The organism is Rhodococcus sp. T7, assembly GCF_009872365.1.
Taxonomy (GTDB): domain Bacteria; phylum Actinomycetota; class Actinomycetes; order Mycobacteriales; family Mycobacteriaceae; genus Rhodococcus_F.
In genome coordinates, this window is sequence record NZ_WXYH01000327.1 from 1 (window position 1) to 26,285 (window position 26,285).

At 68.4% G+C, this 26,285-nt stretch carries 26 protein-coding genes; 17 read left to right on the forward strand and 9 right to left on the reverse strand.

Annotated features, from left to right (window positions below):
- Positions 1-135: 135 nt before the first annotated feature.
- Positions 136-516: a hemophore-related protein gene (locus MLGJGCBP_RS27510; protein WP_160099440.1), complete on the reverse strand. Its 381-nt coding sequence runs from the start codon at positions 514-516 to the stop codon at positions 136-138.
- A 93-nt stretch (positions 517-609) separates the two neighbouring features.
- Positions 610-1,623 carry an Lrp/AsnC family transcriptional regulator gene (locus MLGJGCBP_RS27515; RefSeq protein ID WP_160099442.1) on the reverse strand — a complete coding sequence of 338 codons (1,014 nt, stop codon included), beginning with the start codon at positions 1,621-1,623 and terminating at the stop codon, positions 610-612.
- Between the two features lie 102 nt (positions 1,624-1,725).
- Between MLGJGCBP_RS27515 and MLGJGCBP_RS27520 the strand changes: the two genes are divergently transcribed.
- From MLGJGCBP_RS27520 to MLGJGCBP_RS27530, 3 genes are read left to right on the forward strand one after another with little or no spacing between them, the layout of a single operon-like run.
- Positions 1,726-3,192 (forward strand): MFS transporter, encoded by a 1,467-nt coding sequence (locus MLGJGCBP_RS27520; protein ID WP_160099444.1) that lies wholly within the window; start codon positions 1,726-1,728, stop codon positions 3,190-3,192.
- A 32-nt stretch (positions 3,193-3,224) separates the two neighbouring features.
- Complete coding sequence (locus MLGJGCBP_RS27525; protein WP_160099446.1) at positions 3,225-4,664, forward strand: amidohydrolase; 1,440 nt, start codon at positions 3,225-3,227, stop codon at positions 4,662-4,664.
- A 34-nt stretch (positions 4,665-4,698) separates the two neighbouring features.
- On the forward strand, positions 4,699-5,940 hold the full coding sequence (locus MLGJGCBP_RS27530; protein WP_160099448.1) for an amidohydrolase: 1,242 nt from the start codon (positions 4,699-4,701) through the stop codon (positions 5,938-5,940).
- A gap of 117 nt (positions 5,941-6,057) precedes the next feature.
- Here MLGJGCBP_RS27530 and MLGJGCBP_RS27535 read toward each other — a convergent pair whose 3' ends face one another.
- The gene (locus MLGJGCBP_RS27535) at positions 6,058-7,422 is read right to left on the reverse strand and encodes an MFS transporter (RefSeq protein ID WP_087562294.1); all 1,365 of its coding nucleotides are present in this window, start codon (positions 7,420-7,422) and stop codon (positions 6,058-6,060) included.
- 193 nt (positions 7,423-7,615) lie between these two features.
- Here MLGJGCBP_RS27535 and MLGJGCBP_RS27540 point away from each other — a divergent pair, with 193 nt between their 5' ends.
- The 4 genes from MLGJGCBP_RS27540 (at position 7,616) to MLGJGCBP_RS27555 (ending at position 11,141) form a co-directional block, all read left to right on the forward strand.
- On the forward strand, positions 7,616-8,011 hold the full coding sequence (locus tag MLGJGCBP_RS27540) for a low affinity iron permease family protein (protein WP_087562293.1): 396 nt from the start codon (positions 7,616-7,618) through the stop codon (positions 8,009-8,011).
- 80 nt (positions 8,012-8,091) lie between these two features.
- Positions 8,092-9,645: a succinic semialdehyde dehydrogenase gene (locus tag MLGJGCBP_RS27545; protein WP_160099450.1), complete on the forward strand. Its 1,554-nt coding sequence runs from the start codon at positions 8,092-8,094 to the stop codon at positions 9,643-9,645.
- A gap of 2 nt (positions 9,646-9,647) precedes the next feature.
- On the forward strand, positions 9,648-10,091 hold the full coding sequence (locus MLGJGCBP_RS27550) for an SRPBCC family protein (protein ID WP_160099536.1): 444 nt from the start codon (positions 9,648-9,650) through the stop codon (positions 10,089-10,091).
- A 102-nt stretch (positions 10,092-10,193) separates the two neighbouring features.
- Complete coding sequence (locus tag MLGJGCBP_RS27555; RefSeq protein ID WP_160099452.1) at positions 10,194-11,141, forward strand: alpha/beta hydrolase; 948 nt, start codon at positions 10,194-10,196, stop codon at positions 11,139-11,141.
- On the opposite strand, the gene MLGJGCBP_RS27560 is transcribed toward MLGJGCBP_RS27555, so the two are convergent.
- The 3 genes from MLGJGCBP_RS27560 to MLGJGCBP_RS27570 are packed head-to-tail and all read right to left on the reverse strand — an operon-like array spanning position 11,138 to position 14,493.
- On the reverse strand, positions 11,138-12,715 hold the full coding sequence (locus MLGJGCBP_RS27560; RefSeq protein WP_160099454.1) for a long-chain-fatty-acid--CoA ligase: 1,578 nt from the start codon (positions 12,713-12,715) through the stop codon (positions 11,138-11,140). The genes MLGJGCBP_RS27555 and MLGJGCBP_RS27560 overlap by 4 nt on opposite strands.
- A gap of 11 nt (positions 12,716-12,726) precedes the next feature.
- Complete coding sequence (locus tag MLGJGCBP_RS27565; RefSeq protein WP_160099456.1) at positions 12,727-13,509, reverse strand: enoyl-CoA hydratase; 783 nt, start codon at positions 13,507-13,509, stop codon at positions 12,727-12,729.
- A 12-nt stretch (positions 13,510-13,521) separates the two neighbouring features.
- Positions 13,522-14,493, reverse strand: coding sequence for an NADPH:quinone oxidoreductase family protein (locus MLGJGCBP_RS27570; protein WP_160099458.1), 972 nt, complete (start codon positions 14,491-14,493; stop codon positions 13,522-13,524).
- A gap of 148 nt (positions 14,494-14,641) precedes the next feature.
- Between MLGJGCBP_RS27570 and MLGJGCBP_RS27575 the strand changes: the two genes are divergently transcribed.
- The 6 genes from MLGJGCBP_RS27575 to MLGJGCBP_RS27600 all read left to right on the forward strand — a co-directional run bounded on the left by MLGJGCBP_RS27575 (position 14,642) and on the right by MLGJGCBP_RS27600 (position 20,348).
- Positions 14,642-15,442: a crotonase/enoyl-CoA hydratase family protein gene (locus tag MLGJGCBP_RS27575; RefSeq protein WP_087562287.1), complete on the forward strand. Its 801-nt coding sequence runs from the start codon at positions 14,642-14,644 to the stop codon at positions 15,440-15,442.
- Between the two features lie 76 nt (positions 15,443-15,518).
- The gene (locus tag MLGJGCBP_RS27580) at positions 15,519-16,712 is read left to right on the forward strand and encodes a thiolase family protein (RefSeq protein WP_160099460.1); all 1,194 of its coding nucleotides are present in this window, start codon (positions 15,519-15,521) and stop codon (positions 16,710-16,712) included.
- Positions 16,713-16,752: 40 nt separating this feature from the next.
- Complete coding sequence (locus tag MLGJGCBP_RS27585; RefSeq protein ID WP_160099462.1) at positions 16,753-17,514, forward strand: 3-hydroxyacyl-CoA dehydrogenase; 762 nt, start codon at positions 16,753-16,755, stop codon at positions 17,512-17,514.
- A gap of 10 nt (positions 17,515-17,524) precedes the next feature.
- Positions 17,525-18,166, forward strand: coding sequence for a TetR/AcrR family transcriptional regulator (locus MLGJGCBP_RS27590; protein ID WP_160099464.1), 642 nt, complete (start codon positions 17,525-17,527; stop codon positions 18,164-18,166).
- Between the two features lie 25 nt (positions 18,167-18,191).
- A complete protein-coding gene (locus MLGJGCBP_RS27595; RefSeq protein WP_160099466.1) occupies positions 18,192-19,175 on the forward strand; it encodes an NAD(P)H-dependent flavin oxidoreductase in 984 nt (327 codons plus the stop codon).
- Between the two features lie 21 nt (positions 19,176-19,196).
- Positions 19,197-20,348, forward strand: a complete 1,152-nt coding sequence (locus MLGJGCBP_RS27600; RefSeq protein WP_160099468.1) for an acyl-CoA dehydrogenase family protein — start codon at positions 19,197-19,199, stop codon at positions 20,346-20,348.
- 68 nt (positions 20,349-20,416) lie between these two features.
- On the opposite strand, the gene MLGJGCBP_RS27605 is transcribed toward MLGJGCBP_RS27600, so the two are convergent.
- The 3 genes from MLGJGCBP_RS27605 to MLGJGCBP_RS27615 all read right to left on the reverse strand — a co-directional run bounded on the left by MLGJGCBP_RS27605 (position 20,417) and on the right by MLGJGCBP_RS27615 (position 22,723).
- Positions 20,417-21,394: an NAD(P)H-dependent flavin oxidoreductase gene (locus MLGJGCBP_RS27605; protein WP_160099470.1), complete on the reverse strand. Its 978-nt coding sequence runs from the start codon at positions 21,392-21,394 to the stop codon at positions 20,417-20,419.
- Positions 21,395-21,464: 70 nt separating this feature from the next.
- Complete coding sequence (locus tag MLGJGCBP_RS27610; RefSeq protein WP_160099472.1) at positions 21,465-21,869, reverse strand: nuclear transport factor 2 family protein; 405 nt, start codon at positions 21,867-21,869, stop codon at positions 21,465-21,467.
- A complete protein-coding gene (locus MLGJGCBP_RS27615; protein WP_160099474.1) occupies positions 21,866-22,723 on the reverse strand; it encodes a crotonase/enoyl-CoA hydratase family protein in 858 nt (285 codons plus the stop codon). The genes MLGJGCBP_RS27610 and MLGJGCBP_RS27615 overlap by 4 nt, the downstream gene beginning before the upstream one ends.
- Before the next feature lie 109 nt (positions 22,724-22,832).
- On the opposite strand from MLGJGCBP_RS27615, the gene MLGJGCBP_RS27620 reads away from it, so the two are divergent.
- The 4 genes from MLGJGCBP_RS27620 to MLGJGCBP_RS27635 all read left to right on the forward strand — a co-directional run bounded on the left by MLGJGCBP_RS27620 (position 22,833) and on the right by MLGJGCBP_RS27635 (position 26,284).
- Positions 22,833-23,438: a TetR/AcrR family transcriptional regulator gene (locus MLGJGCBP_RS27620; RefSeq protein ID WP_087561911.1), complete on the forward strand. Its 606-nt coding sequence runs from the start codon at positions 22,833-22,835 to the stop codon at positions 23,436-23,438.
- A 4-nt stretch (positions 23,439-23,442) separates the two neighbouring features.
- Positions 23,443-24,462: a YihY/virulence factor BrkB family protein gene (locus MLGJGCBP_RS27625; RefSeq protein WP_087561912.1), complete on the forward strand. Its 1,020-nt coding sequence runs from the start codon at positions 23,443-23,445 to the stop codon at positions 24,460-24,462.
- Entirely contained in the window at positions 24,459-24,821 is a 363-nt protein-coding gene (locus MLGJGCBP_RS27630; protein ID WP_087561913.1) for a PH domain-containing protein, read from the forward strand. Before MLGJGCBP_RS27625 ends, MLGJGCBP_RS27630 begins: the two co-directional genes overlap by 4 nt.
- Before the next feature lie 308 nt (positions 24,822-25,129).
- Positions 25,130-26,284, forward strand: coding sequence for an MFS transporter (locus MLGJGCBP_RS27635; protein WP_087561947.1), 1,155 nt, complete (start codon positions 25,130-25,132; stop codon positions 26,282-26,284).
- Position 26,285: the final 1 nt, after the last annotated feature.

The window sequence follows — 26,285 nt, forward strand, 5'->3', positions numbered from 1 at the left end:
AGGACACCGCCGAACATCCGTTACCGAAAGCCCCCCAACACTTGTTGGGGGGCTTTCGGCATTTCACAACAGTTTTGCCGATGGCGCAGCGAAAACCGTTGCGGCACGATCCTTGTCGACCGTGCCGCGCGTTCGTCAGTAGTTGCCGCAGGTGTCGGCGATCGTCAGCGCCTTCGCGCGCCACTCGACAGCCGGACCCTCGGTCGGGACGGTCTCCAGCCGGCTCCTCAGCTGCGGGTGCGCGTCGAGGACGGCCTGACGATCGGCAGGAGACTTCGAGAAGAAGTCCGCTAGCTGAGCCTTGCGCTCGGGTGCCTGATCCAGGCGCGCGGCGAGCTGCGGGGTCACGTCGTGCATCGCCGCATCGATCTGGGCGAAGCTGCAGGTGCTGTTCACGAGGCGGGCGGAGTCTGAGTCGGCCGGACCCGCGGAGGCGATCCCCGGTACCAGCACGGCGGCGGCGAGGGCGCCGGCCGCCGCGATGCCGAGGTGCAGACGTGCTCGTGAAACGTTCATGACGAGTCCTCCAATGTCGGTGGGTATGCCGGGACACGTTAGGGGCACGAGTTGTGATTCTTCTGAGGACCGTCTGAGAATTGGGGCCCGCCGTCACGTCGGGGCGGGTGAAATCATGGACACCACCGGACCCGTTGCGCGTCCGCGGTCGTCCAGGATGTGCCCGAGGTGTTTGCCGATCTGCATGACCACCGAGCGGTCCGCCACCCGCGACCCGGGCAGGAGTTTCTCCAGGAGCAGTTCGAACCGGTGGACGTCGTTGAGGGTGCGTAACCAGACGGCCATGATCAGGTTGTATTCGCTGGCTACGAGTACCGCCAATCGCACTTCCTCGATCTTGCCCAGCGAGCTCCTCAGTCGCTCGACGAGGGGTGCGGGAACCTGCATGAAGTACCAGGCGTAGATCGGCCACTCCGAGTAGCTCCGGGCGATATCGGTGCGCAGCCGGATTGAGCCGTCCCGCCGCATCGTCGCGATCGCGTCGGTGATGCGCTGATTGCTGACACCTGCACGTTCCGCGATCGCCGTGGTCGGTGCGCGGCCGTCGATGCCCAGTTGGTGATGGATCAGTCGCTTGAGGCCGGGCGCGACCGTCCGCGCTGCGCGGGGCCGCGGCGGACGGGCTGCGGGCACTTTGGCGACCTGCTCCGCGGACAGCGTCCGCAGCCGCCAGTTCCCGGCCTCGAAGAGCACCTCCGTGATGAGGTGCGTCCGGGCTCGCCGGATCGCCGGATACTCCCCGAGACGGTGGAGCAGGAATCGTGACGTGTCCGCCGAATCCTCGGCCATCAGGGTGAGCAGCAGGTCGCGTCCGCCCGCCGTGAAATCGATGCTCGCAACCATCGGGTCTTCGGAGATGGCCTCGGCGGTGGCGACGGATTGTCCGGGTGCGCATTCGATTTCGATCAGCGCACCACGCCCGGGCGTCCCGGCGTCGTACCCGGTGATCCAGATCAGGCCGGCGTCGCGGAGCCGCTGGTACCGCCTCGACAATGTCACGGGGTCGACGGCCAGTGCGGGCGCGAGCGCCTTCCACGATGCCCGCGGCTCGATCTGCAGTGCATGTATGAGTGCGAAGTCGACGTCATCTGGCTCGTAATCCTGCATGGGTCGCCCTTCAATGCCGAGAATGCTGCAAATTTACACGACGGAATTCACGCGGCGGCACTCTTCGATGAGTCACTTTCCACTCGTCCTCTTGGAGTCGACATGAGTTCTTCGCCCCACATCCGGGGAGGCGACGCTGCCACCGCAGCGGTCGGGTTCCTCGTGGTCATGGAGTTCGCGAGCGGGCTGCTGCAGGGGTGGTTCTCGCCGTTGCTGCCCGCGATCGGCGAGCGCTTCGACGCGTCGTCCGCCGCATTGAACTGGGTGAGCGCCATGTACCTGCTGGGAACGGCCGCCTGCGTGCCCCTGATCGCCAAACTCGGGGACCTCTACGGGCACAAACGCCTTCTCGTTCTCGCCACCACCTCCGTCGCGCTCGGCTCGTACCTCGTCGCGTTCGCGCCGTCCTACGAACTGCTGCTCGTCGGCCGGGCGCTGCAGGCACCGCTCGCGGCGTTCCTGCCGCTCGAATTCGCGATCGTGAGGGACCGCAACGCGGCCACGGCCGGCCGGAGCATCGGCCGGCTCGTCGGGTCGCTGACGCTGGGCGCCGCCGTCGGTGGCCTGCTCTCAGGCTTCCTCCTCGACTCCGTCGTCGACAATGTCGGGTTGGTCCTGCTCGTACCCGCCGTGCTCATGACGCTCTGCCTGCCCGTCGTCTATTTCCTCGTCCCGGAGACGACTGTGCGGAAGGAAGGAACCGTCGACTGGGCCGGTGCGGTCCTGCTCACGGTGGGCCTGCTCGGCGTGCTCGGCGGTGTGTCCAATGCGAGCACCTGGGGTTGGACGAGCGCGCTGACGTGGTCGGCCATCGGCGTCGGGGCCGCGGTTCTTCTCGTGTGGGTGTGCGTGGAGCGACGCGTCCGGCACCCCCTCGTGGACCTCGACGTCATCGGGCGAGGGATGCGGGTACCGATGCTGATGGCGTTGCTGTTCGGCGCACAGCTGTTCGGTGTCCAGACCCCGTGCGCCCTCTTCCTGCGTGCCGTGCCGGAGACGAACGGCTACGGGATGGGTGTCACCGCGTCGGTGACCGGACTGATCCTGGCGCTGTTCGCGCTCGCGATGTTCGTCGGCGCGTCCGTGAGCGACCGGCTCGCCCGATCCGCCCTCACCGTCCCCGGATCCCTCGCCCTGGGTGCGCTGCTCTCGGCGGCGGCCTACGGACTGATGATCGTCGTTCCGGGCAGCGCCCCGCTGTTCGCCCTGTGGCTCGTCGTCGCGGGCCTCGGCGGCGGAGTGGTGGTCGGGGTGCTGCCCACCGTCATCGTGCAGCAGGCACCGCCGGATTCGGTCGGCATCGCGTCCGGCCTCTACAACACGTCCCGCACCGCGGCGGGGGCGGTGTCCGGTGCCGTGTTCGCGCTCGTGATGTCGACGATGGTCACCCCGGCACTGACCGCCGGCGGCAAGCAGATCCCCTCCGCGAGCGCCTATCACGTGGTCTGGGCAGTCTGCGCGGCACTGTGCGTCCTCACGGCCCTCCTGGCGCGCAAACTCCGGTCTTCCTCTTCGACCCCCGCTATCGACAAGCCCACGCTCGCCGACGGCGAGCAAGTACACGCCTGACAACCCGTGACACCGAACGAAAGGACATCGAAGTGTCTGTCGATCCACAACTCCTCGGCACCATCGACGAGCTCGGCCCGCAGTACGCCGCGTTGAGTGATGCCATCTGGGACAACCCCGAATTGCGTTGGGAAGAGCACGCGTCCGTCGATGCGCAGATCGCTGCTGCCGAGGCAGAGGGCTTCACCGTCACCCGGTCGGTGGCGGGAATCCCGACCGCATTCAGCGCCGAAGCGGGAAGCGGGCAGCCGGTGATCGCGATCGTCGGCGAGTACGACGCCCTCGCCGGGCTGAGCCAGAAGTCGGGAAGTGCCGTGCCGGAACCGGAACCCGGCAACGAGTCCGGTAACGGACAGGGCTGCGGCCACCACCTGCTGGGCGGCGGTTCACTCCTCGCCGCGACCGCCGTCAAGCGCTACCTCGACGCGAACGGCCTGCCCGGAACCGTCCGCTACTACGGCTGTCCCGCCGAAGAGGCCGCCGCCGGAAAGACGTTCATGGTCAAGGAAGGTGCCTTCGACGACGTCGACGCCGCCGTGTCCTGGCACCCCGGCGACACCACCACCGTGCAACGGATCCGGACCCTCGCCTACGTCCAGGCGTACGTCCGGTTCACCGGCATCGCCGCGCACGCCGGAGTGTCCCCCGAACGCGGACGCAGCGCACTCGACGCACTCGAACTGATGAACGTGGGCACGAACTTCCTGCGTGAACACATGCCGTCGGACTGCCGGATCCACTACGCGATCCTCGACACCGGCGGCCGCTCGCCGAACGTCGTGCAGGCGTCCGCCGAGGCCTACTACCTGGTGCGCTCGCCCGACGTGGCCGGCATGCGCGAGCTGTTCGCCCGCGTGACGAAGATCGCCGAGGGCGCCGCCCTGATGACGGAAACGACGGTCGAGATCGAGATCGACGGCGGATGCTCGGACATCCTGCCCAACGTCGTCCTCGAGGATTCGATGCAGGAACGGCTCCGCGAGCTCGGGCCGGTGCCGTTCGACGACACCGATCTCGCGTCCGCGGAGGCGTTCACCACCAAGACGGCGTCGGGACGCACGGCGAGCACGCTCGGTGGTGAATTCGACGGCGACGGAAGCGCTCTGCACACCGGGATCGTCACGTTCGACGCGCGCTCGGCGCGGCCGACGATGACCGGCTCCAGCGACCTCGGCGACGTCAGCTGGGTGACACCGCTCGTGCAGTGCGCCACCGCGTGCGTCTGCGTCGGCACCGCCGCCCACTCGTGGCAGATGGTCGCGCAGGGCAAACTGCCCGCCGCGCACAAGGGAATGATCCACGCCGCCAAGATCATGGCCTCGACCGCCGTGGATCTCCTGACGGACGCCGAACTGCTGGCGTCGGCGCGTAAGGAGTTCAGCACCCGCACAGCGCAAACCCCCTACGACTCACCGCTTCCCGACGGGATCGTCGCGCCGCCTCTGCGCGAAATCGTCGCTGTCGCGCAGTGACCGTCGCTCACATCTACCAGGAAGGCACCCGCTCATGACTCTCGCCACCCCTGTAGGCGACACCACCGACGCACGCACGGTCGCGCTGAAGGACGCTGCAGCGCAGATCATCCGGAACAACGAGCAGGAGCTGCTCGAGCTCAGCCATCGTATTCACGATACCCCCGAGATCGCGTTCGAGGAGCACCGCGCGGCCGCGCTCGTCGGGGACGCGCTCCGGAACGCCGGCTTCGACACCACCGTCGGCGTCTACGGACTCGACACGGCAGTCGAGGCGACCTACGGCAGCGGCGACCTCACCGTCGCGATCTGCGCCGAATACGACGCACTGCCCGAGGTCGGGCACGCGTGCGGGCACAACATGATCGCGGCCGCCGGGGTCGGCACCGCCCTCGCGCTCGCGGCCGTCGCCGACGAGGCAGGGCTTCGGATCAAGCTGCTGGGCACACCCGCCGAGGAGCACGGCGGCGGCAAGATTCCCATGCTCGAAGCCGGCGCGTGGGAGGACGCGGCGCTGTCGCTGATGGTCCACGGCACGTCGGGCACGGACATGCCCTGTGCCTCACTGTGGATGCAGGCGGTCGACCGGTTCGAGGTCACGTTCACCGGCCGCGCCGCACACGCTGCCGGCGCACCCGAGCACGGGATCAACGCCGGGGCCGCTGCGACAATCGCGCTGAACGCCATCGGGCTGGTCCGCCAGCAGTTCCGGGCGAAGACCCGCGTCAACGCGTTCGTCTCGCACGGCGGCGACGTCACCAACATCATCCCGGCCAGGACGGTCGTGCAGGTCGAGGTGCGGGCACCGGAGATCGACGAGTGGCGTGAGGTGAAGGCGCGCGTGCTCGGCTGCTTCGAAGCGGGTGCAATCGCGACGGGATGCGAGTGGGCTTACGCGGCAACGGAACCGCCGTACGCGCCGATGGTGCAGAACCCGGTGCTTGCGGACATCTGGGACCGGAACCTGCAGGCCACCGGTCGCGAACTGACATCCGCCGCACTGGGCGGCGGGTCCAGCGATATGGGCAACGTGTCCCAGGTCGTGCCGTCCATCCACCCCGGGATCGCCGTCCTCGGGAGCACCGCGATCCCGCACAACGCCGACTTCGCGGACGCCGCGGCGACTGCCGCCGCCGACACGGCGATCATCGACGGTGCGACGGCGCTGGCATGGACCGTCCTCGACGCCGCGCTGGACGCCGGGGTTCGCGGCGAACTGCTCCGGCTGCAGGCGGAACGCCCGGAGGGATACACCCGGACCGCGAACTGGGCCTGAAAGCGTTGTGCCAGGGCTTCGCTGCGGAGATCGGCAACGACGCTCAGCTGCGCGAGGTAACGACGATGCCCACCGCCGAGATCGGGTGGTGGGCATCGTCGTGAAACGGTGGGGTGTCTAGTAGAACTGGGCGCCGGGCACGGCGGCCGGATCGTTGCGGACCTCGGCGGTATTGGTCTCGCGGAGCTTCCACGCGCACAGGAACGTGACCAGCCCCATCAGCGCGACGAAGACCGCGACGAACGTGGTGGTTCCGGTCTTGGCGATCAGCGCGGTCATGATGAACGGGGTGCCGCCGCTCACCGTGATCGCGGCCAGCTGGTACGCCAGCGAGGCGGCGGAGTACCGGACGTTGGGAGCGAACAACTCTCCCATGTAGGCGGCGATCGGCCCGTACGTCATGGACTGGAAGACGCTACCGACCGTGACGGCGACGAAGAACAGCACCAGGTTCCGGGTGTTGATCAGCCAGAAGTACGGAAACGCCCACACGATGATCATCGCCGCACCGATCAGGATCATCGGCCTGCGGCCGATCTTGTCGGACATGTGCCCGGACCACAGCACCACCCCGACCGTGAGTGCCGCGCTGAGCAACGAGATCGCGAGCAGGTCGTTGCGTTTCATTCCCAGTTCCGCGGTGCCATAGCTGAGCACCCCGGCGATGGAGATGTAGAACAGGGAGTTGGTGGCCGCGAGCAGTCCGCAGCCGAGCAGGATCTTGCGCCAGTGGTCCCTGATCGCCTGGGTCAGCGGTGCGCGGACGACGGTCTCGTTCTTCTTCTGCGCCTGGTCCTGCAGGTCCCGGAACTCAGGGGTGTCCTCGACCTTGGTCTGGATGTAGAGCACCACCGGGAACAGCAGTGCGCTGGCGAGGAACGGGATCCGCCAGCCCCAGCTGAGGAACGCCTCGTTCGAGATCGCGGCGGTGGCGCCGAGGAACACGAGGTTGCCGAGCAGCACACCGAACGAGACACCCATCTGCCCGAACGTGCCGGAGAATCCCCGGCGCTTGGGACTGGCCGATTCGGTCAGCAGCAGCACGATCCCACCCCACTGACCACCGCACGCGAGGCCCTGGACGAACCGCAGGACCACCAGCAGGATCGGAGCCGCTATCCCGATGGTCGCGGCGCCGGGCAGGCAGCCGATGAGGAACGTCGCCAGTCCCATGAACAGCAGGCAGGTCACGACCGCCGGTTTGCGGCCGTACTTGTCGCCGAAGTGACCGGCGACGAGGCCCCCGAGCGGGCGGGCGAGGAAGCCGGCCCAGAACGTGCTGAACGAGAGCAGGGTGCCCACCAACGCCGACGCGCCGGGGAAGAAGACGTGGGGAAAGACCAGTGCCGCAGCGGTTCCGTACAGGAAGAAGTCGTACCACTCGATCGAGCTGCCGACCAGTCCCGCCGCAAGCAGTTTCCGATGTGCACGCGTGCGTGAGACGGCTGTGTCCTTACTCGGCTGCACCGCGGATGAAGTCATCCGATCACTCCTCGAGGTAGGTCTCCGCTGGACTAGAACATGACGCCAACTTCAAGTTGTCGCGTGCCGGTTAGTGTCTTCGATCGGTGATGTGATGTCAATCACTTCCCGATGATTGGCTGGTTGCCGCCACTCCGGGCGTATCGGCCGAAACGGGCATATCGGGAGTGGCGGCTGAGCCTAGACTCCGAAGATGGAACGCAGTGCGAAGGCTGCGCGCGAGCAGCGCACCGATCAACGGTCGACGTTCGACAAGTTCGTCGAGCAGATCGAACTCCGGGTCAGCCAGGCGCCGTTCTTCGGGATCTGCGCCGGCGTCGTGGTCCTGTGGGTCGTCAGCATTCCGCTGTGGAAGGACCTCCACGAGTGGCAGATCGCCATCCATACTGTCGGCGCCGTGTTCACGCTGCTGCTCGTGGTTTTGCTCGAGAACGCGGCCAGGCGATCGGCCGAGGCGCTGCAGGAGAAACTCAACGTCATCGCCGAGGCCCTCGCCGCGCTGCTCGACTCCTCTGCCCAGGACGACCCCGAACTGAGGAAGGCGGAGGAAAAGCTGCGGGAGGCGGTCGGGCTCGAGGAGCGGCACTGATCCATCCGCCCTGTGACTCAGCCCACCGAACGGGTAAGTTATGTGTAACCGCGAAAACTACTAACCAGTAGGGGTACGAAATGCCTGTTCCGACCGCCGCCACGTTCGCGCGGCTCGCCGACCTCATCGCCATCCCGGACGCCGCGGATCGCCCGACGCGGTCCGTCGTCGAGGCGTTCACGGGCAAGGAACTGGCCACCGTCCCCGTCGGCACCGCCCAGGACGCCCAGGACGCCATTGCGCGGGCCCGGGTGGCGCAGAAGCAATGGGCCGCCCGCCCGGTCACCGAACGCGCCGCGATCTTCCACCGCTACCGCGACCTGGTGCTCGAGAACCGCGACGCCCTGATGGACATGGCGCAGGCCGAGACGGGCAAGTCCCGCGCCGCCGCGCAGGAAGAGGTCCTCGACATCTCGATGACCGCCCGCCACTACGCGCGCGTCGCCCCCAAGCTGCTGCGTCCCCGTCGCATCTCCGGCATGCTGCCCGGCCTCACCAAGACGGTGGTGCGGTACCAGCCGAAGGGCGTCGTCGGCGTCATCTCGCCGTGGAACTACCCCATGACGCTCGCGGTGTCGGACGCCGTCGCCGCGCTCCTCGCCGGCAACGCCGTCGTCCTCAAGCCCGACAGTCAGACCCCGTACTGCGCCCTGGCCTGCGTCGATCTGCTGTACCAGGCCGGGCTGCCGCGCGATCTGTTCGCCGTCGTCCCCGGGCCGGGCTCGGTGGTCGGCACCGCCCTCGTCGAGAACACCGAATACCTGATGTTCACCGGGTCCTCGGCGACGGGGCAGCTCCTCGCCGAGCAGGCCGGTCGTCGTCTCATCGGCTTCTCCGCCGAACTCGGCGGCAAGAACCCGATGATCGTCACCGCAGGCGCGAACCTCCGTGAGGTCACCGACGTCGCCGTGCGCGCCTGCTACTCCAACTCCGGGCAGCTGTGCATCTCCATCGAGCGGATCTACGTCGAGGAGTCCATCGCACCCGAATTCACCCGGATGTTCGGCGAACGCGTCCGCAACATGAAGCTCGGCGCCGGCTACGACTTCGGCATCGAAATGGGCAGCCTCGTGTCCGAGGACCAGGTCAAGGCCGTGTCCAGCCACGTCGACGACGCCGTCGTCAAGGGCGCCACCGTAGTCGCGGGCGGCAAGGCACGCCCCGACCTCGGACCGCTGTTCTACGAGCCGACCGTCCTGACCGGTGTCCCGGAAGACGCCGAGTGCTACCGCGACGAGACGTTCGGGCCGCTGGTCTCGATCTACCCCGTCGCCGACGTCGACGAGGCGGTCGAACGCGCCAACGACACCGAGTACGGCCTGAACGCCAGTGTGTGGGCGGGAACCAAGGCGGAGGGCGAGGCCATCGCCGCACGGATCCACGCCGGAACCGTCAACGTCGACGAGGGTTACGCGCCGGCGTGGGGCAGCACCGGAGCGCCGATGGGCGGCATGGGGGTGTCCGGTGTCGGGCGCCGCCACGGCGAGGACGGGCTCCTCAAGTACACCGAGCCGCAGACCATCGCGACTACCCGCGTCCTCAACCTCGGCGGCCCGCGCGGACTGTCGCCGAAGGTGTGGGCCAAGATCATGCCGCCCTTCGTCAAGGCGCTGCAGTGGATTCCGGGCCGCTAGACGTGGACAGCGCGAGCATCTCGATCGACGTCCCGCCCGCCAAGGTGTGGGGCGTGGTGACCGACGTCGAGGGCATGGGCCGGTTCAGTCCGGAGAACACCGGCGCGCGCTGGACGTCGGGCACCCCGGCGACGGTGGGGTCGCGGTTCGTCGGCGCCAACCGGCACGGGCCGGTGCGGTGGAAGACACATTGCACTGTCGTGGATGTGGTTTCGGGCCAGAGGTTCTCGTTCGAGGCGGACGAACCGAAGGCCCGCTGGACGTACCACCTCGAACCCGCCGGCTCCGGCACTCTCGTCACCGAAACGCGGGAGATCTACGCGACGCCCGTATGGTGGGTGCGGCTGGTGCAGAAATCGAAGGTGCTGGGCAGCAACCGCGACCGGCTGATGCAGGACGGGATGCGGCAGACCCTCGAGCGCATGAAAGTCGCCCTCGAGAGCTGATCTTCCACCCTGGGGTGCGGATTCGTCACCCTAGGGTGCCTGTCGCAGGTCTCCGAAGGACCCGAGACTGGACGGTGTCCACACCTCTCGGAGGCGGCTCCCATGAATCCTCGGCCGACACCCGTCGAAGCTGGTCGGTCGTGCCCTGACGTCCGCCGCGAGGACGTCTCGTTCACCTCGCGAGGGCAGCGCTGCGCCGCCTGGCTGTACCGCCGCCGGGCCGAAACACCCACGCCGGCACCCTGTGTGGTGCTCGCGCACGGCTGGAGCGGAGTGCGCGAGCAGCGACTCGACGCCTTCGCGGCGCGGTTCGCGGCCGCGGGAATCGCGGCGCTGGTGTTCGACTACCGGCACTTCGGCGCCAGCGAGGGCGAACCCCGGCAACTGCTCGACATCGACAGCCAGCTCGACGACTGGGACAGCGCCGTCGCGTACGTGTGCACCCGCCCGGACATCGACCCCGGCCGGGTCGCGCTCTGGGGGACGTCACTGTCCGGCGGGCTCGTCCTGACCACGGCAGCGCGGGACCGTCGCGTCGCCGCGGTCGTGTCGCAGGTTCCGTACGTCGACGGATTGACCAACCTCCCGCGACTCGGGCCGGCCGGGCTCGGCCGCATGGCGGTCGCCTACCTGCGGGACCGGTACGCCCAACTGCGACATCGGCCGCCGCACATGTTCCCCGTCGTCGGACCGCCGGGCTCGTTCGCGGCCATGGCCTCACCCGACGCGGAGGCGGGCTATCACGCGATGGATCCGCCCGGTTCGACGTGGCGCAACGAAACCCCGGGACGGGTGGCGTTGCAGGCGGCGCTGTACCGGCCGACGAGGACGGTCGCGAAGATTGCCTGCCCCGTCTTCTTCGCCATCGCCGACCACGACGTCGTCACGTTCACCCGCAGTGCGCAGAAGGCCGCGGCCAGAACTCCCGACGCCGAGGTGCACGTGTACCCGGGCGGGCACTTCGATCCCTACTTCGGTGAATTGTTCGAGCGGGTGGTCGAGGACGAGACCGACTTTCTCATCCGCCACCTCCTGCCGCCGACCGGTTAACTGCTCAGCGCGCCGAACTGTTCGCGCAGAACGCCTTTGACGACCTTGCCGCTGGCGTTGCGGGGCAGTTGGGGGAGGACCTCGACGAACCTGGGTCGCTTGTACCGGGCGACCCGGCCGTCGAGCCAGTCCGCGAGGGCGTCGACCCCGAGCGCGGCGCCGGCCCGCGGGACGACGACCGCGACGGGAACCTCGCCCCACCGCTCGTCGGCCCGCCCGATCACCGCGACGTCGAGAATGTCCGGGTGGGCGGCGAGGGCATTCTCGACCTCGGCGCAGTAGATGTTCTCCCCGCCCGAGATGATCATGTCCTTCTTGCGGTCCACCACGTACACGAATCCCTCGGAGTCCACCCGCACCAGATCGCCGGAGTGGAACCAGCCGCCGTCGAATGCGTCCGCGGTGGCCTCCGGGTTGCGCCAGTACCCCTCCATGAGTCCCGGCCCGCGGTAGACGATCTCACCGATCTCACCCTGCGGCACGTCGTGCATCGCCTCGTCGACCACGCGCATCGCGACCGTGTCGATCGGCTTCCCGACCGACCCGATCTTGCGCACGGCATCCTTGCCGTCGAGCATGCACGTCACCGGCGACATCTCGGTCTGGCCGAAGAAGGCCACGATCGCGGCGTCGGGGAACGCGGCGTTCAGGCGGTCGAGGAGCGTCGGGGTGGCAGGCGCGGCGCCCCATCCCAGCACCCGCAGGGCCAGATCCCGGCCCTCGGGACCGGTGTCGTCGAGGATGGCCTGCAACTGGGTGGGCACCATGAACACACTGGTCACCCGCTCGCGCTCGAGCGCGTCGAGTACCTCGGTCGCGTCGAACGCACCGGTCGGATGGATCACGACGGTCGCGCCGATCAGCAGGAACGGCCCGACGCTGCCGAGGGCGGCGATGTGGAACAGCGGCGACGAGACCAGATTGACCTCGGACTCGGTGTCGAACAGTCGCCATCCCCTGATGAGGGTCAGCGCCTGCGCCTGCAGATTCAGGTGCGACAGCACCGCGCCCTTCGGACGTCCCGTGGTGCCGGACGTGTACATGATGGCGGCGGGGGAATCCTCCGGCACGTCCGCGATCGGGACGTCGGGATCGGCTGCGCGCAACTGCTTCTCGAGCGACACGTCGTCGGCGGCGTCACCGACCACGAGCACCGGCACGGAGTCGTCGACCTCGGCGGCGAGATCGACGAGTGAATCCTCGACGACCACGACGGCGGCGTCGCTGTCGGCGACGATGAACTTCACCTCGCCGGGACTGAGCCGGAAATTGACGGGGACGGCGATCGCACCCAGGCGCGTCGCGGCGAGCATCACCTCGAGGAACTCGGGGCGGTTGGTGAGCAGCAGCACGACGCGGTCGCCGCGCGCGACACCGCGGGCGGCGAGCACCGCCGCGGTTCGCGCGCTGCGGTCGTCGAGTTCACGCCAGGTGGTCGAGGCGCCCCGGAACCGGAGTGCCACCGCGTCGGGTTTCGCGAAGGCATGCCGGGCAACATGATTGGCCCAGTGCGTCCGCCGCGAGGCGAACGGCTGAGCGTGCGACGATGCTGTCGCGGGGACGTCCGCTGTCACGGTGACCGTCCTCAGACCCGGCCGAACACTGCGGGACGCTTTTCCAGGAACGCTGCGACGCCCTCCTGGAAATCGGGGGCGGCGAGGAGATCGATCTGGCCCGAACGCTCGCGGGCGAACGCGTTGTCGAGTTCGACGAGAGTCGCGTCGTTGACGGCGTCCTTGGTGAAGTGGAAGGCCTCCGACGGTCCGTCGGCGAGACGTCGCGCGAGGGCGTCGACGGTCGTGGCGAACTCGTCGTCGGGGTACACGTCGGCGATCAGCCCGGCCGCGAGAGCCTCACGCGCGGGCAGTCGTTCGGCCAGGAGGGCCATCTTCAGCGCGCGGGCGCGGCCGATCGACGCGGCGACCAGCGCGGTCGCACCACCGTCCGGCATCAGTCCGATCTTCGTGAACGCGAGCAGGAAATAGCTCGACTCGGTGGCGATCGTGAGGTCGCAGGCCAGGGCGAGCGAGACCCCGACGCCCGCCGCGGGACCGTTGACCGCACCGATCACGGGCCGGGGGAACGCGCGAATCGCGGCTGCCACGCGGTTCGCGGCGTCGATAATCGCGGACGACGGCGGTCCGGTGATGTCGAAGCCGCCCAGATCGGCACCCGTGCAGAAGGCGCGACCGGCGCCGGTGAGGATCGCGACCCGCACCTCCGCGTCACCGGCGTGCTTGCCGAAGGCGTCGGCGATGGCGTCGAGGGACTCGGTGGTGACGGCGTTCATGCGGGACGGGCGGTCGATGGTGACGCGAAGGACGCCGTTGTCGACGGTCGTGTGCACGCCGGGAATGTCGGAGGTCATGAGGATCCTTAGTCAGGAAGGGCGGACGGAGAGGGCGATCTTGCCGGTGGCGGAACGGGTTTCGAGTGTCCGCAGTGCGTCGCCGGCGTGTTCGAACGAGTAGACGGTGGGTTCGGTGATCCGGAGCGCACCGGATTCGAGGAGCGGGCTCAGGGCCGCCCACTGCCGGCCCGTGTAACCGGGATGGGTGCGCACGTACTCGCCCCACCCCGCGCCGAGGACCGAGATGTTACGCAGCAGAAGCCGATTGACCTTGACGGTGGGGATCTCGCCGCCCGTGAAACCGAGGACCACGAGCCGCCCGTTGGGGGCGAGGCTGCGCAGACTGTCGGTGAACCGGTCGCCGCCCACCGGGTCGAGGATGATGTCGACGCCGCGGCCGTCGGTGAGGTCGCGGACCCGGTCCTTCCACCCGTCCACGAGGACGACGTGATCGGCGCGGTTGGCCTTCGCGATGCCGGCCTTCTCCTCCGTGCTGACCACGGCGATCGTCTCGAGCCCCAGCGCGGCCGCGACCTGCAGCGCGGCCACCCCGACACCGCCGGCGGCGCCGTGCACCAGCACCGTCTCGCCTGCGCGGTAGCGGGCACGCTCGTCGAGAGCGAAGTGCACGGTGAGGTAGTTCAGCAGGAATCCGGCGCCCGCTTCGAGCGACACCGAGTCGGGGAGCGGGAACACCGAGTCGGGTTCCACTGCGACCGTCTGCTGCCACGCCCCGTCCGCTGGGAGGACGGCCACCCGCTGTCCCGCCCGGATGCCGCTGTCCGCGGGGGCGCTGCGGACGACGCCCGCACCCTCGAGCCCCAGCACGAAGGGCATGTCGCGGACGACCTGATAGCTGCCGGTGGTCTGCAGCAGGTCGGGAAAGGCGACGCCGGCGGCGTGCAGATCGACGACGACGCGTCCGGTTCCGTCGGGTTCGTCGATCTCGGCGAGCTGCACTCCGGAAGGGCCGGAAGCGCTGGTCAGTTGCTGGGCATACACGTGGTGGTCTCCTCCGTCGGTCCCTGACTATCCATACCAGACGCTACTGAACGGGCGCTAGATAAAGTCGGCCATTGACCCTGCGCTCGGCGGCGTGGTAGTAACTTTAACGAGCGATCAGTAATCAGGCCGAGTCGGAGGATGAGACGTGCCAGAACAGACGGAGACGACGGAGGCAGCCGCACTGTGGGAGCGGCGCGGCGGCATCGGCATCATCACGCTGAACCGCCCCAAAGCGCTCAATGCGGTGAACGGCGCGTTGTCGACCGCCGTGGGCAATCTGCTCGAGCAGGCCGAGAACGACCCCGACGTGCGGGTGGTCGTGGTGACCGGGTCCGGCCGCGCGTTCTGCGCCGGCGCCGACCTCAAGGCACTCTCCACGGGCGGGAACATCGCTGCGGACGGGCACCCCGAATGGGGCTTCGCCGGATACGCGCAACACTGGATCAGCAAGCCGACCATCGCCGCGGTCAACGGCTTCGCCCTCGGCGGCGGCACCGAACTGGTGCTCGCCAGTGACCTCGCAGTCGTCGACGAGGAAGCGAAACTCGGGCTCCCCGAGGTCAAGCGCGGACTGTTCGCCGCCGCGGGCGGCGTGATCCGTCTGCAGCAGCAGATCCCCAAGAAGATCGCGCTGGAGATCGCGCTGACCGGTGAACCGATCACCGCGGCGCAGGGCAAGGAACTGGGCCTCGTCAACCGGGTCGCCCCGGCGGGCACCGCCCTCGAGGTCGCGCTCGAACTCGCCGAGCAGATCGCCGCCAACGCACCCCTGTCGGTGCGCGAATCGAAGGCCATGATCCACCGCACCGCAACCGAACCCGACTGGGGCAACGGGGCATGGGAGGCAAACACCGCCGCCATCGCCACCATTTTCACCAGCGCGGACGCCAAGGAAGGGCCGACGGCATTCGCCGAGAAGCGGCAACCGGTCTGGCAGGGCCGCTGACCCGTGAGTACTTGTTAACCGCGGGCGGTTAACAAGTACTCACGGGTGGCGGAGCCACACAATCGAAGGGAACATCATGACCAACGCTGTCATCGTGGACGTAGTCCGCCTCGCCTCCGGCAAGGGCAAACCCGGCGGTGCGCTGTCGGGTACGCACCCGGTGGAACTGCTCGCGCACGTGCTGCGCACCATCGTCGACCGTAACGGCATCGACCCCGTGCTGGTCGACGACGTCATCGGCGGCTGTGTCGGCCAGGCCGGCGAGCAGGCCCTCAACATCACCCGGACCGCCGTGCTGTCGGCCGGGTTCCCGGACTCGGTTCCGGCGACCACCGTCGACCGCCAGTGCGGCTCGAGCCAGCAGGCGGCGCACTTCGCGGCGCAGGGCGTGATCGCCGGCGCTTACGACATCGTGATCGCCGCGGGCGTCGAGTCGATGTCGCGTGTTCCGATGGGTACGACCACCATCGGGCAGGACGCGTCCGGCCCGGGCATCGCCGCGCGCTACCCGGAAGGCCTTGTCAACCAGGGCATTTCCGCGGAACTGATCGCCGCCAAGTGGAAGTTCGACCGCGACACCCTCGACGCGTTCTCCGCGCAGTCGCATCAGCGGGCCGCCGACGCCGCGTCGAAGGGGTTGTTCGCCAAGGAGATCATCCCGATCGACGTGACCAACGCCGCCGGGGAGACGGTCACGCACACCGTCGACGAGACGGTGCGCGCCACGACCACCGCCGAGGGTCTGTCCGGGCTGAAGTCGTCGTTCTACTCGGAGAAGTACGCGGCCCGGTTCCCCGAGGCGCAGTGGCACATCACCCCCGGCAACTCGTCCCCGCTCACCGACGGTGCGTCCGCCGCCCTGATCATGAGCGAGGAGATGGCGTCGAAGCTGGGTCTGACCCCGCGGGCGCGGTTCCACTCGTTCGCCGTCGCCGGTGACGACCCGGTCTTCATGCTCACCGCGCCGATCCCGGCGACGAAGAAGATCCTCGCCAAGTCGGGGCTGAGCATCGACGACATCGACGCCTACGAGGTCAACGAGGCGTTCGCGCCGGTGCCGCTGGCGTGGGCGCACGAGTTCGGGGCCGACCCGGCCAAGCTCAACCCGTGGGGCGGCGCCATCTCGCTCGGGCACGCTCTCGGGTCCTCGGGCACCCGCCTGCTGAGCACCCTGGTCAACAACCTCGAGGCCACCGGCGGACGCTACGGCCTGCAGACCATGTGCGAGGGCGCGGGCATGGCCAACGCCACCATCATCGAACGCATCTGACCCACACTTTCCCGAAAACCCTGCTTCCGAAAGGTAAGACATGATCGTCAACGACAGCGTCGCACTCGTCACCGGCGGTGCCTCCGGCCTCGGCCTGGCCACCACCAAGGCACTGCTCGCCGACGGCGCCAGCGTCGTCATCATCGACCTGCCCTCCTCCGACGGTGAGACCGTCGCCAAGGAACTCGGCGACCGCGTGCGGTTCGCCGCGGGCGACGTCACCAGCGAGGCCGACGTGTCCGCCGCACTCGACGTCGCGGAGTCGCTCGGGCCGCTGCGGGTCGCCGTGAACTGCGCCGGCATCGGCAACGCCGTCAAGACCGTCGGCAAGAACGGTGCGTTCCCGCTGGCCGACTTCACCAAGGTCGTCACCGTCAACCTGATCGGCACGTTCAACGTGATCCGCCTTGCCGCCGAGCGCATCTCGAAGAACGAGCCGATCGAGGGCGAGCGCGGCGTCATCATCAACACCGCCTCCGTCGCCGCGTACGAGGGCCAGATCGGTCAGGCCGCGTACTCCGCGTCCAAGGGCGGCGTCGTCGGCATGACGCTGCCGATCGCCCGCGACCTCGCGTCGCTGCTGATCCGCGTCAACACGATCGCTCCCGGCCTGTTCAAGACGCCGCTGCTCGGGTCGCTGCCGGAGGCCGCGCAGCAGTCGCTCGGTGGCCAGGTGCCGCACCCCTCGCGTCTCGGTGACCCGTCGGAGTACGGCGCTCTCGCCGCGCACATCGTGTCGAACCCGATGCTCAACGGTGAGACCATCCGTCTCGACGGCGCCATCCGCATGGCACCGCGCTGATCGGCGACCTGTGACTCTGCGCGAGGACGGGCCTGCCACCACCGAGACGGTGTACGCCGACTGGCGGACCTTCGAGGCCCTGACGCTGACGCCCATCCTCGAGCAGGCACTGGATCTGTTCAACGAGAACGGTTACCACGGCACGACGGTGCGGCAGATCGCCCGTCGTGTCGGGGTGACCGTCCCCGCCTTGTACTACCACCACGAGAGCAAGGAAGCCGTTCTCGTGGCTCTGTTCGAACTGCAGATGCGCGAACTGAACGAACGCGCCGAGGCAGCCGCCCGCGAGGCCGGCGACGACGTGGTGGCGCAATTCGCCAACGTCGTCGAGGCGATCGTCCTGTACATGACGCACCGGGTGCGGCACGTCTCCCTCGACACCGAGCTGCGGCACGTCTCGGCCGACAGCCGCAGTCGCTACGCCGCGACCCGCAAACGGCTCGAACTCATGATGGTCGACCTCGTCGCCGACGGCGTCGCCCGCGGCGTGTTCCACAGCGGGGACGTCCCCGAGACCGTGCGCGCGCTCCTCGGGATGTTGCAGTCGATTCCGCGGTGGTACCAGCTCGGCGGAGCACTGACTCCCGAGCAGGTCGCAGGCCGCTACGTCGACATCGCTCTCCACACCGTCGGGTATCTACCCGCTCACTGAACCGTTTCCCCAGAGGAGCTGTGCCTTGCTCTCCACCGCATTCACCAAGACCTTCGGCGTCCGCCACCCGATCGTGCAGGGCGGCATGCAGTGGGTCGGTCGCGCCGAACTCGTCGCCGCCGTCGCCAACGCCGGTGCGCTGGGTCTGCTGACCGCACTGACCCAGCCGACCCCCGAGGACCTCGCCATGGAGATCGCCCGCACCCGCGAACTCACCGACCAGCCCTTCGGCGTGAATCTGACGATCCTTCCCGCGATCACGCCGCCGCCGTACGACGAGTACCGGCAGGTCATCATCGAGTCCGGCATCAAGATCGTCGAGACCGCCGGCTCCAACCCCGCCCCGCACCTGCCCGACTTCCACGCCGCAGGCGTGAAGGTGCTGCACAAGTGCACCAGCGTGCGGCACGCGATCAAGGCCCAGGACAGCGGCGTCGACGGCATCAGCATCGACGGCTTCGAATGCGCAGGCCACCCCGGCGAGGACGACATCCCCGGGCTGGTGCTCATCGCCGCCGCCGCCGAACAGATCACCATCCCGATGGTCGCGTCGGGCGGATTCGCCGACGGGCGCGGGCTGGTCGCGGCCCTCGCGCTCGGTGCCGACGGGATCAACATGGGCACCCGCTTCATGTGCACCGCCGAATCGCCGATCCACCAGAACATCAAGGAAGCGATCGTCGCCGCCAAGGAGACCGACACCGAGTTGATCTTCCGGCCGCTGCGCAACACCGCCCGCGTCGCGAGCAACACCGTGAGCCGGGAGGTCGTCGAGATCCTCGACCGCGGAGGAAAATTCGAGGATGTCCGGGAACTCGTCGCCGGTGCCCGCGGGCGCACCGTGTTCGAGAACGGCGACCCCGAGGCGGGCATCTGGACCGCAGGCACCGTCCAGGGCATCATCCACGACATCCCGACCGCCGGTGAACTCGTCGAACGCATCGTCGCCGAGGCGGAGGCGCTGATCGCGGAACGCCTCGCCGGCCTGTCGGTTCCCGTCAGCGCCTGATCCGATCGTAGGAGAGAAGTCATGCAGCGCACCATCTTCGAGAAGGATCACGAAGCGTACCGGGAAACGGTGCGCGAGTTCCTCGCCCGCGAGATCGAACCGAAGTACGAACAGTGGGAAGCCGACCGGCTGATCGACCGCGCGGCGTGGTTGGCCGCCGGAAAGTCGGGGATCGTCGGACTCGCCGTGCCGGAAGAGTTCGGCGGCTCCGGAGTCACCGACTTCCGCTTCCGGTACGTCGTCGCCGAGGAGATCGCCCGCACCGCGACGACGTCATTCGGGTCGGGCCTGAGCGTGCACGACGACATCGTCATCCCGTACATCGTTAACCTCGGCACCGACGAGCAGAAGCAGCGGTGGCTGCCAGGCATGGCCGCAGGGAAGCTGATCGGCGCGATCGCGATGACCGAGCCGGGCGCCGGCAGCGACCTGCAGGGCGTCAAGACCACCGCGGTGCGGGACGGTGACGAGTGGGTGATCAACGGCCAGAAGACGTTCATTACCAACGGCATCCACTCCGACCTCGTCATCGTCGTCGCCCGCACCGACCCGAACGCCGGTTCCAAGGGGTTCTCGCTCTTCGTCGTGGAGCGGGGCATGCCCGGCTTCAGCCGGGGCCGCAAGCTGCACAAGGTCGGCCTGGCCGGTCAGGACACGGCGGAACTCGTGTTCGAGGACGTGCGGGTGCCCACGGCCAACCTGCTCGGCACCGAGGGGCGCGGCTTCGTCCATCTCATGGAAAACCTCCCCCTCGAACGTATCTCGATCGCGGTCAACGCGATCACCGCCGCCAAGGCCGCCTATCAGTGGACCCGGGACTACGTGTTCGAGCGGAAGGCTTTCGGCAAGCCGATCGGGGATCTGCAGAACACTCGGTTCGCGCTGGCGGAGATGCTCACCGAGATCGAGGTGACCGAATCCCACGTCGACCGTTGCGTACTCGCATCGAACGCAGGCGAACTCACCGCCGTCGACGCGTCGAAGGGCAAGTGGTGGGCCAGTGAACTGCAGAAGCGCGTCGTCGACCGCTGCGTCCAGTTGCACGGCGGCTACGGCTACATGATGGAGTACCCCATCGGCCGTGCGTACGTCGACAGCCGGATCCAGACGATCTACGGCGGAACCACCGAGATCATGAAGGAAATCATCGGTCGCGACATCGCGGCCGGGTAGGCGGCTTCGCCGCCCGTGCGCCTTTCTGGTTGTTCCCGCCACCAGAAAGGCGCACGAGCGCGTAGCGCCTATCCCAGGCGGGCCTTCGCGTCGGCGTACTCACGGCTGAGGCGTTCGACGATCTGTGCTGCCGGGACGACGGCGTCGACGGCGCCGATGCCCTGTCCGGCGCCCCAGATGTCGCGCCAGGGCTTGGCTTCCGGCTTCGCGCTGGTGTCGGCGTCTTCGCCGACGCCGAAGTTCATGGCGGTCGGGTCGGAGACGGCGAGGTTGTCGGGATCGAGTCCGGCGGCTTCGATGCTGCCGCGCAGGTAGTTGCCGTGGACTCCGGTGAAGAGGTTGGAGTAGACGATGTCGGATGCGGTGGAGTCGACGATCATCTGCTTGTAGCGCTGGTCGGCGGTGGCTTCTTGGGTGGCGATGAAGGCGGAGCCGATGTAGGCGAGGTCGGCGCCGGCGGCCTGGGCGGCGAGGACGGAGCGGCCGTGGGCGATGGAGCCGGAGAGCAGGACCGGGCCGTCGAACCATTCGCGGATCTCCTGGAGCAGCGCGAACGGGGACAGGGTGCCTGCGTGTCCGCCGGCGCCTGCGGCGACGGCGATGAGTCCGTCGGCGCCCTTCTCGACGGCCTTCTTGGCGAAGGTGTTGTTGATGACGTCGTGGAGGACGATGCCGCCGTAGCTGTGGACGGCGTCGTTGACGTCGGTGCGGGCGCCGAGGGAGGTGATGACGATGGGGACCTGGAATTCGACGAGGGTGGCGAGGTCTTCGTCGAGGCGGTCGTTGCTCTTGTGGACGATGAGGTTGACGGCGTAGGGGGCGGAGGGTGTTTCGGGGTTGTTGGCGTCGTGTTTGGCGAGTTCTTCGGTGATGCGGGTGAGCCATTCGCGCAGTACGGGTTGGGGGCGGGCGTTGAGGGAGGGGAAGGATCCGACGACGCCGGAGGTGGATTGGGCGATGACCAGGTCGGGGCCGGAGACGATGAACATCGGCGACGCGACGACGGGCAGGCGGAGCCGGTCTTGCAGGATGGGGGGCAGGCTCATGAATTTCTCCTTCATGCAGTGACGAGTGATGCGGTGTTATAGGAACGCAGTGTTGTAGGAAGGCACGGGTTTACGGCTGGGACAGCTGGGCGGCCATCAGTGGGATGAGCGCCTGCAGGCCCTTCACGGGCCGAACCATCACCTTGAACGACGTGATCTGGTCGCGGTTGTTCCAGTGGATCAGGTCGATGCCGTTGACATGGATGCCGTCGAGTTCGGTGGCGAATTCCAGGACCGCCGAACGGTCGCCGTACCACTCCTCGACGTACCGGAAACCGGTGCCGTCGAAGACGGTCAGGGCGGCGCCGAGGTAGGCCAGGACCTTCGGCTTCCCTTCCTGCGGAGTGAAGACCGCGGGGGAGGAGAACACGGCGTCGTCGGCGATCAGGGCGTCGAGGGCGGCGAGGTCGCGGTGTTCGACGACGTGGTGCCAGCGGTCGACGACGGCGGGCCGGGCCGGCTGTGCGGCGGTCATCCGCGGAACGCCGGGGCCGGGAGGTCGTCGCCGAACACGTCCGGCAGGTCGTCGCGGACGCTGTCCGGGAACACGGCGGGCCGCTTCTCCAGGAACGCGGAGATGCCCTCGCGCGCGTCCGGCCCGATGCCGCGGATGTTGAGGCCGCGGGTTTCGACGCGGTGCGCGATCATCGGATGTTCGGCGCCGAGCGCCCGCCACATCATCTGGCGGGACAGCGCCACGGACACCGGGGCGGAGTGTTCGGTCAGGCTCCGGGCCAGCGCGTAGGCCTCGTCGAGCAGGGACTCGCGCGGGTACAGCCTGTACACGAGGCCGGCGTCGTGGGCTTCGGTGGCGGGGAACACCCGGCCGGAGTACACCCAGTCGAGGGCCGTCTGCAGGGGGACGAGGCGCGGGAGGAACCACGTCGAGCAGGATTCGGGCACGATGCCGCGGCGGTTGAACACGAATCCGATGCGGGCGTCGTCGGCGGCGAGACGGAAATCGGCGGCGAGGGTCATCGTGATGCCGACGCCCACGGCGGGACCGTTGATCGCGGCGATGATCGGCTTGCGGGATTCGAACATCCGGAGCACCACCCGGCCGCCGCCGTCGCGGCGGGCGTCGGCGCCCTCGTCCTCGTCCTGCCACTGGTCGAACGTCGCGGCACCCGCCGACAGGTCGGCGCCCGCGCAGAACGCTCGTCCGGCTCCGGTGAGCACGATCGCCCGGACCGTGTCGTCCGCGTCGAGCTGGTCGTATGCGGCGATCAGCTCGTTCTCCATCGTGGTGGTGAATGCGTTGAGCTGGTCGGGCCGGTTCAGAGTGATCGTCGCGATGCCGCCGGAGACGGCGAGTCCGATGTGATCCATCGCACCAGCATGACATCGCTACCGAACGATCGCTAGAGCGGAATCTGTGACGGGACCCACTACGCTGGTGTCGTCGTGTGACGATCGGAGCGGGGACGGAGTACCAGGGATGTGCGCTGCAAAGGTGGCCGCTACGAGCACGGGTACCGGGCGGCAGGTGATCCTCGACTCCGCGGTCGCCAACATGAACGAACGCGGCTATCACGGCACGTCCATGCGCGACATCGCGCGCGGCGCCGACATCACCGTCGCGTCGATCTACCACCACTTCGCGTCGAAGCAGGAGATCCTGCAGGACATCATGGTGCGCGCACTGCACGACGCCATCGCGATGACCCGTGGCGCGCTGCTGCGTTCGGGCGGTGTGCCCGCCGACCAGTTGCAGGCGCTGATGCGGGCATGGGTCATGTTCCACACCACCCGGCAGCGGGACGCGATGGTCGGTGCCACCGAGATCCGCAGCCTCGACGACCCGGGCCGCCGACTCGTCGTGGCCCTGCGCGACGAACAGGAGCACCTCTTCCGCGACGTCATCGAGCGTGGCGTCGAGGAGGGCGACTTCGCGACCGAATACCCGCGGGACGCGGTTCGCGGCATCATCAACATGGGTCAGTCGGTGTGCACGTGGTGGCACGCCGACGGTCCCCTGAAACCCGAAGAACTCGCCGAGCGCTACGCCGACCTCGCCCTCGCGATGGTGAAACCGGCCGTCTGATCGCATGAAATTCGCCCGAAGACTCGACGCTCTCCAGCAGCGATATCCGGCGATGGGTTTCCCGATCGCCGTCGCGTACAAGTTCCTCGACGATCAGGGCGTGTATCTCGCGGCGTTGATCGCCTACTACGGGTTCATCTCGCTGTTTCCGCTCCTGCTGCTGCTGTCCACGGTGCTCGGGTTCGTGTTGTCCGGGCATCCCGAACTGCAGCAGGACATCATCGACTCGGCGGTCAGCCAGTTCCCCGTCATCGGAGCCGACCTGGCCGACCCGCACCGGATCGGCGGCGGAGTGACCGGCCTGGTGATCGGACTGGTCGGAGCCCTCTACGGCGGCCTCGGTGTGGCGCTGGCCTGCCAGAACGCCATGAACACGGCCTGGTCGGTGCCGCGCAACATGCGACCCGACCCGATCCGCGGCCGGCTGCGGGGTCTGCTGCTGCTCGGCACGATCGGGCTCGCGATCCTGGGGACGGCCGCGGTCGCCGGGATCGGTGCCGCGACGCACCTGTCCGGTTCGTTCACGGTGCTGCTGATGCTCGCCGCGATCGCGATCAACTCGGTGATCTTCGTCCTCGCGTTCCGGCTCGCGACCGCCCGCCCGCTGTCCGTCGCGGACGTGGCGCCCGGCGCCGTCGCGGCGGCCGTGCTGTGGCAGGTGCTGCAGTCGTTCGGTGCGTACTACGTCAGCAAGGTGGTGAGCACCGCGTCCGTGACGAACGGGGTGTTCGCCGTCGTGCTGGGACTGCTGGCGTTCCTCTTCCTCGCCGCCGCGGCCGTCGTCATGTGCGTGGAGATCAACGTCGTCCGCGTCGACAGGCTGCATCCGCGGGCGCTGCTCGTGCCGTTCACCGACAAGGCGGAACTCGTGGACGGCGACAAGCGGACGTTCACCGACCAGGCGAAGGCGCAACGCGCGGTCCCGCGCCAGGGAATTCACGTCACCTTCGACGAACTTTCTGGGACGATGGACGAGTCTGCACCGACGGACGAGTCCGCACCGACGTCGAAGGAGGAGCCGTGACCGATCCGATCTTCGACAAGTCGGAACAGCTGAAGCAGGTCCAGCAGGGGATTCTCCCCGGCGAGACGATCATCGCCGTGTACGACTGCATCGGCGCGGGCACCGGCTTCCTCGCGATCACGAACCTGCGCGTCGTGATCCAGGACAAGAGCTTCGTCGGCAAGCGGACCGCGATCACGTCGATCCCGTACAAGAACATCCGGTCCGTGTCGTTCCTCAGCAACAAGTCGTGGGCCGGCCAGTTCTTCTCGTCCAGCAGCATCGCCGTCGACGTCGCCCAGACCACGTACGAGGCCGATTTCCGCGGCATGGACAAGGCCCACCACGTCCACACGGTGATCCTGCAGCACATCACGTGACGTAGGTCGCTCCGGTCCGGTGCGCCGGTCCACGTCTCACCTGCGTACCCGGTGAGTGGAATCACGCCCGCGCGGATTGTTAATTCGCTTGCGGCCTCACCCATACTGGGACGAGCCGGTTTGCCACGATCTCGGCCCGGCTCTTTCCTCAGGCGAGTCCACGACATGTGTTCGCCGAACCTACGATCTGCCCCGATGGGAGTCCTGCTGCCATGACGCCGCCCTCCGTTCAGCTCACCGAACCCGCGGTCGCCGCTCCTTCGACGTCTCGGCGGCCGCGGATTCCGTCACCGAGCCGGCGCGGCGCGATGCTGGCGCTCGCGCTCGGTGGGTTCGGCATCGGCACAACGGAATTCGCGTCCATGGGACTGTTGCCGGCGATGGCGGCGGGCACCGGGGTGTCGGAGCCGGTGGCCGGGCACTTCGTGTCCGCGTACGCGCTCGGCGTCGTCGTCGGCGCCCCCACGATCGCGGCTCTGGCCGCGCGCGTCGAGCGGCGCACGCTGCTCATCGCGCTGATGGCCACGTTCGTGATCGGCAATCTCGCGACCGCCCTCGCGCCCGGATACGAGACGCTGCTCGCCGCCCGGTTCCTCGCCGGGCTGCCGCACGGTGCGTACTTCGGGGTCGCAGCATTGGTCGCCGCGCACCTCGCGGAACCGGGCAAACGGGCCAAGGCCGTCGCGACCGTGATGATGGGCCTGTCGGTCGCGAACGTGATCGGGGTGCCCGCCACCGCGTTCTTCGGCCAGATCCTCGGCTGGCGGTCCGCGTTCGTGCTCGTGGTGATCATCGGAATCGTGACGCTGGTGGCGTTGGCACGCCTCGTCCCGCCGCTGGCCGGGGTGCACGTGAGCAACCCGGTGGCCGAACTCGGGGCGCTGCGCCGGGTGCAGGTGTGGATGACGCTGATCTTCGCGACGGTCGGCTTCGGTGGTTCGTTCGCGGTGTACACCTACATCAGTTCGACGCTCACCGACGTGTCAGGGCTGCCGCACTCGATGGTTCCGGTGGCGTTGATGCTGTTCGGTTCGGGGATGATCCTCGGCAACATCGTGGGTGGGCGCGTCGCCGACAACGCGGTGGTGCCCGGGCTGTTCGGTTGCATGATCGCCCTGATCCTCGTCCTCGCGCTGTTCATCGCCGCCGCGCACAACCCGGTGACGGCGCTCGTCGTGCTGTTCTTCATCGGCATGGCGGTGACCGCGATCTTCCCGTCCGTCCAGGCACGGCTGATGGACTCCGCGGGTGACGCGAAGACGCTCGCGTCGACGCTGATCCACGGCGCGTTCAACCTGGCCAACGCGGGTGGTGCGTGGATCGGTGGGGTCGTGATCGCCGCCGGCTACGGCTACACCGCCCCGGCCGCCGTCGGTGCGCTCCTCGGCGTCGCCGGACTCGTCGTCCTCACGCTCGCGGTCCTCCTCGACCGCCGGCGCCGGCCGGAACCGGTCGCCGGCTGAC

What these genes read in the sequence shown, in the direction of transcription:
- MLGJGCBP_RS27510 (WP_160099440.1), bottom strand. Translation starts at nt 516, where the DNA reads ATGAACGTTTCACGAGCACGTCTGCACCTCGGCATCGCGGCGGCCGGC.
- MLGJGCBP_RS27515 (WP_160099442.1), bottom strand. Translation starts at nt 1,623, where the DNA reads ATGCAGGATTACGAGCCAGATGACGTCGACTTCGCACTCATACATGCA.
- MLGJGCBP_RS27520 (WP_160099444.1), top strand. Translation starts at nt 1,726, where the DNA reads ATGAGTTCTTCGCCCCACATCCGGGGAGGCGACGCTGCCACCGCAGCG.
- MLGJGCBP_RS27530 (WP_160099448.1), top strand. Translation starts at nt 4,699, where the DNA reads ATGACTCTCGCCACCCCTGTAGGCGACACCACCGACGCACGCACGGTC.
- MLGJGCBP_RS27535 (WP_087562294.1), bottom strand. Translation starts at nt 7,422, where the DNA reads ATGACTTCATCCGCGGTGCAGCCGAGTAAGGACACAGCCGTCTCACGC.
- MLGJGCBP_RS27540 (WP_087562293.1), top strand. Translation starts at nt 7,616, where the DNA reads ATGGAACGCAGTGCGAAGGCTGCGCGCGAGCAGCGCACCGATCAACGG.
- MLGJGCBP_RS27545 (WP_160099450.1), top strand. Translation starts at nt 8,092, where the DNA reads ATGCCTGTTCCGACCGCCGCCACGTTCGCGCGGCTCGCCGACCTCATC.
- MLGJGCBP_RS27555 (WP_160099452.1), top strand. Translation starts at nt 10,194, where the DNA reads ATGAATCCTCGGCCGACACCCGTCGAAGCTGGTCGGTCGTGCCCTGAC.
- MLGJGCBP_RS27565 (WP_160099456.1), bottom strand. Translation starts at nt 13,509, where the DNA reads ATGACCTCCGACATTCCCGGCGTGCACACGACCGTCGACAACGGCGTC.
- MLGJGCBP_RS27580 (WP_160099460.1), top strand. Translation starts at nt 15,519, where the DNA reads ATGACCAACGCTGTCATCGTGGACGTAGTCCGCCTCGCCTCCGGCAAG.
- MLGJGCBP_RS27585 (WP_160099462.1), top strand. Translation starts at nt 16,753, where the DNA reads ATGATCGTCAACGACAGCGTCGCACTCGTCACCGGCGGTGCCTCCGGC.
- MLGJGCBP_RS27600 (WP_160099468.1), top strand. Translation starts at nt 19,197, where the DNA reads ATGCAGCGCACCATCTTCGAGAAGGATCACGAAGCGTACCGGGAAACG.
- MLGJGCBP_RS27605 (WP_160099470.1), bottom strand. Translation starts at nt 21,394, where the DNA reads ATGAGCCTGCCCCCCATCCTGCAAGACCGGCTCCGCCTGCCCGTCGTC.
- MLGJGCBP_RS27610 (WP_160099472.1), bottom strand. Translation starts at nt 21,869, where the DNA reads ATGACCGCCGCACAGCCGGCCCGGCCCGCCGTCGTCGACCGCTGGCAC.
- MLGJGCBP_RS27615 (WP_160099474.1), bottom strand. Translation starts at nt 22,723, where the DNA reads ATGGATCACATCGGACTCGCCGTCTCCGGCGGCATCGCGACGATCACT.
- MLGJGCBP_RS27620 (WP_087561911.1), top strand. Translation starts at nt 22,833, where the DNA reads ATGTGCGCTGCAAAGGTGGCCGCTACGAGCACGGGTACCGGGCGGCAG.
- MLGJGCBP_RS27625 (WP_087561912.1), top strand. Translation starts at nt 23,443, where the DNA reads ATGAAATTCGCCCGAAGACTCGACGCTCTCCAGCAGCGATATCCGGCG.
- MLGJGCBP_RS27635 (WP_087561947.1), top strand. Translation starts at nt 25,130, where the DNA reads ATGCTGGCGCTCGCGCTCGGTGGGTTCGGCATCGGCACAACGGAATTC.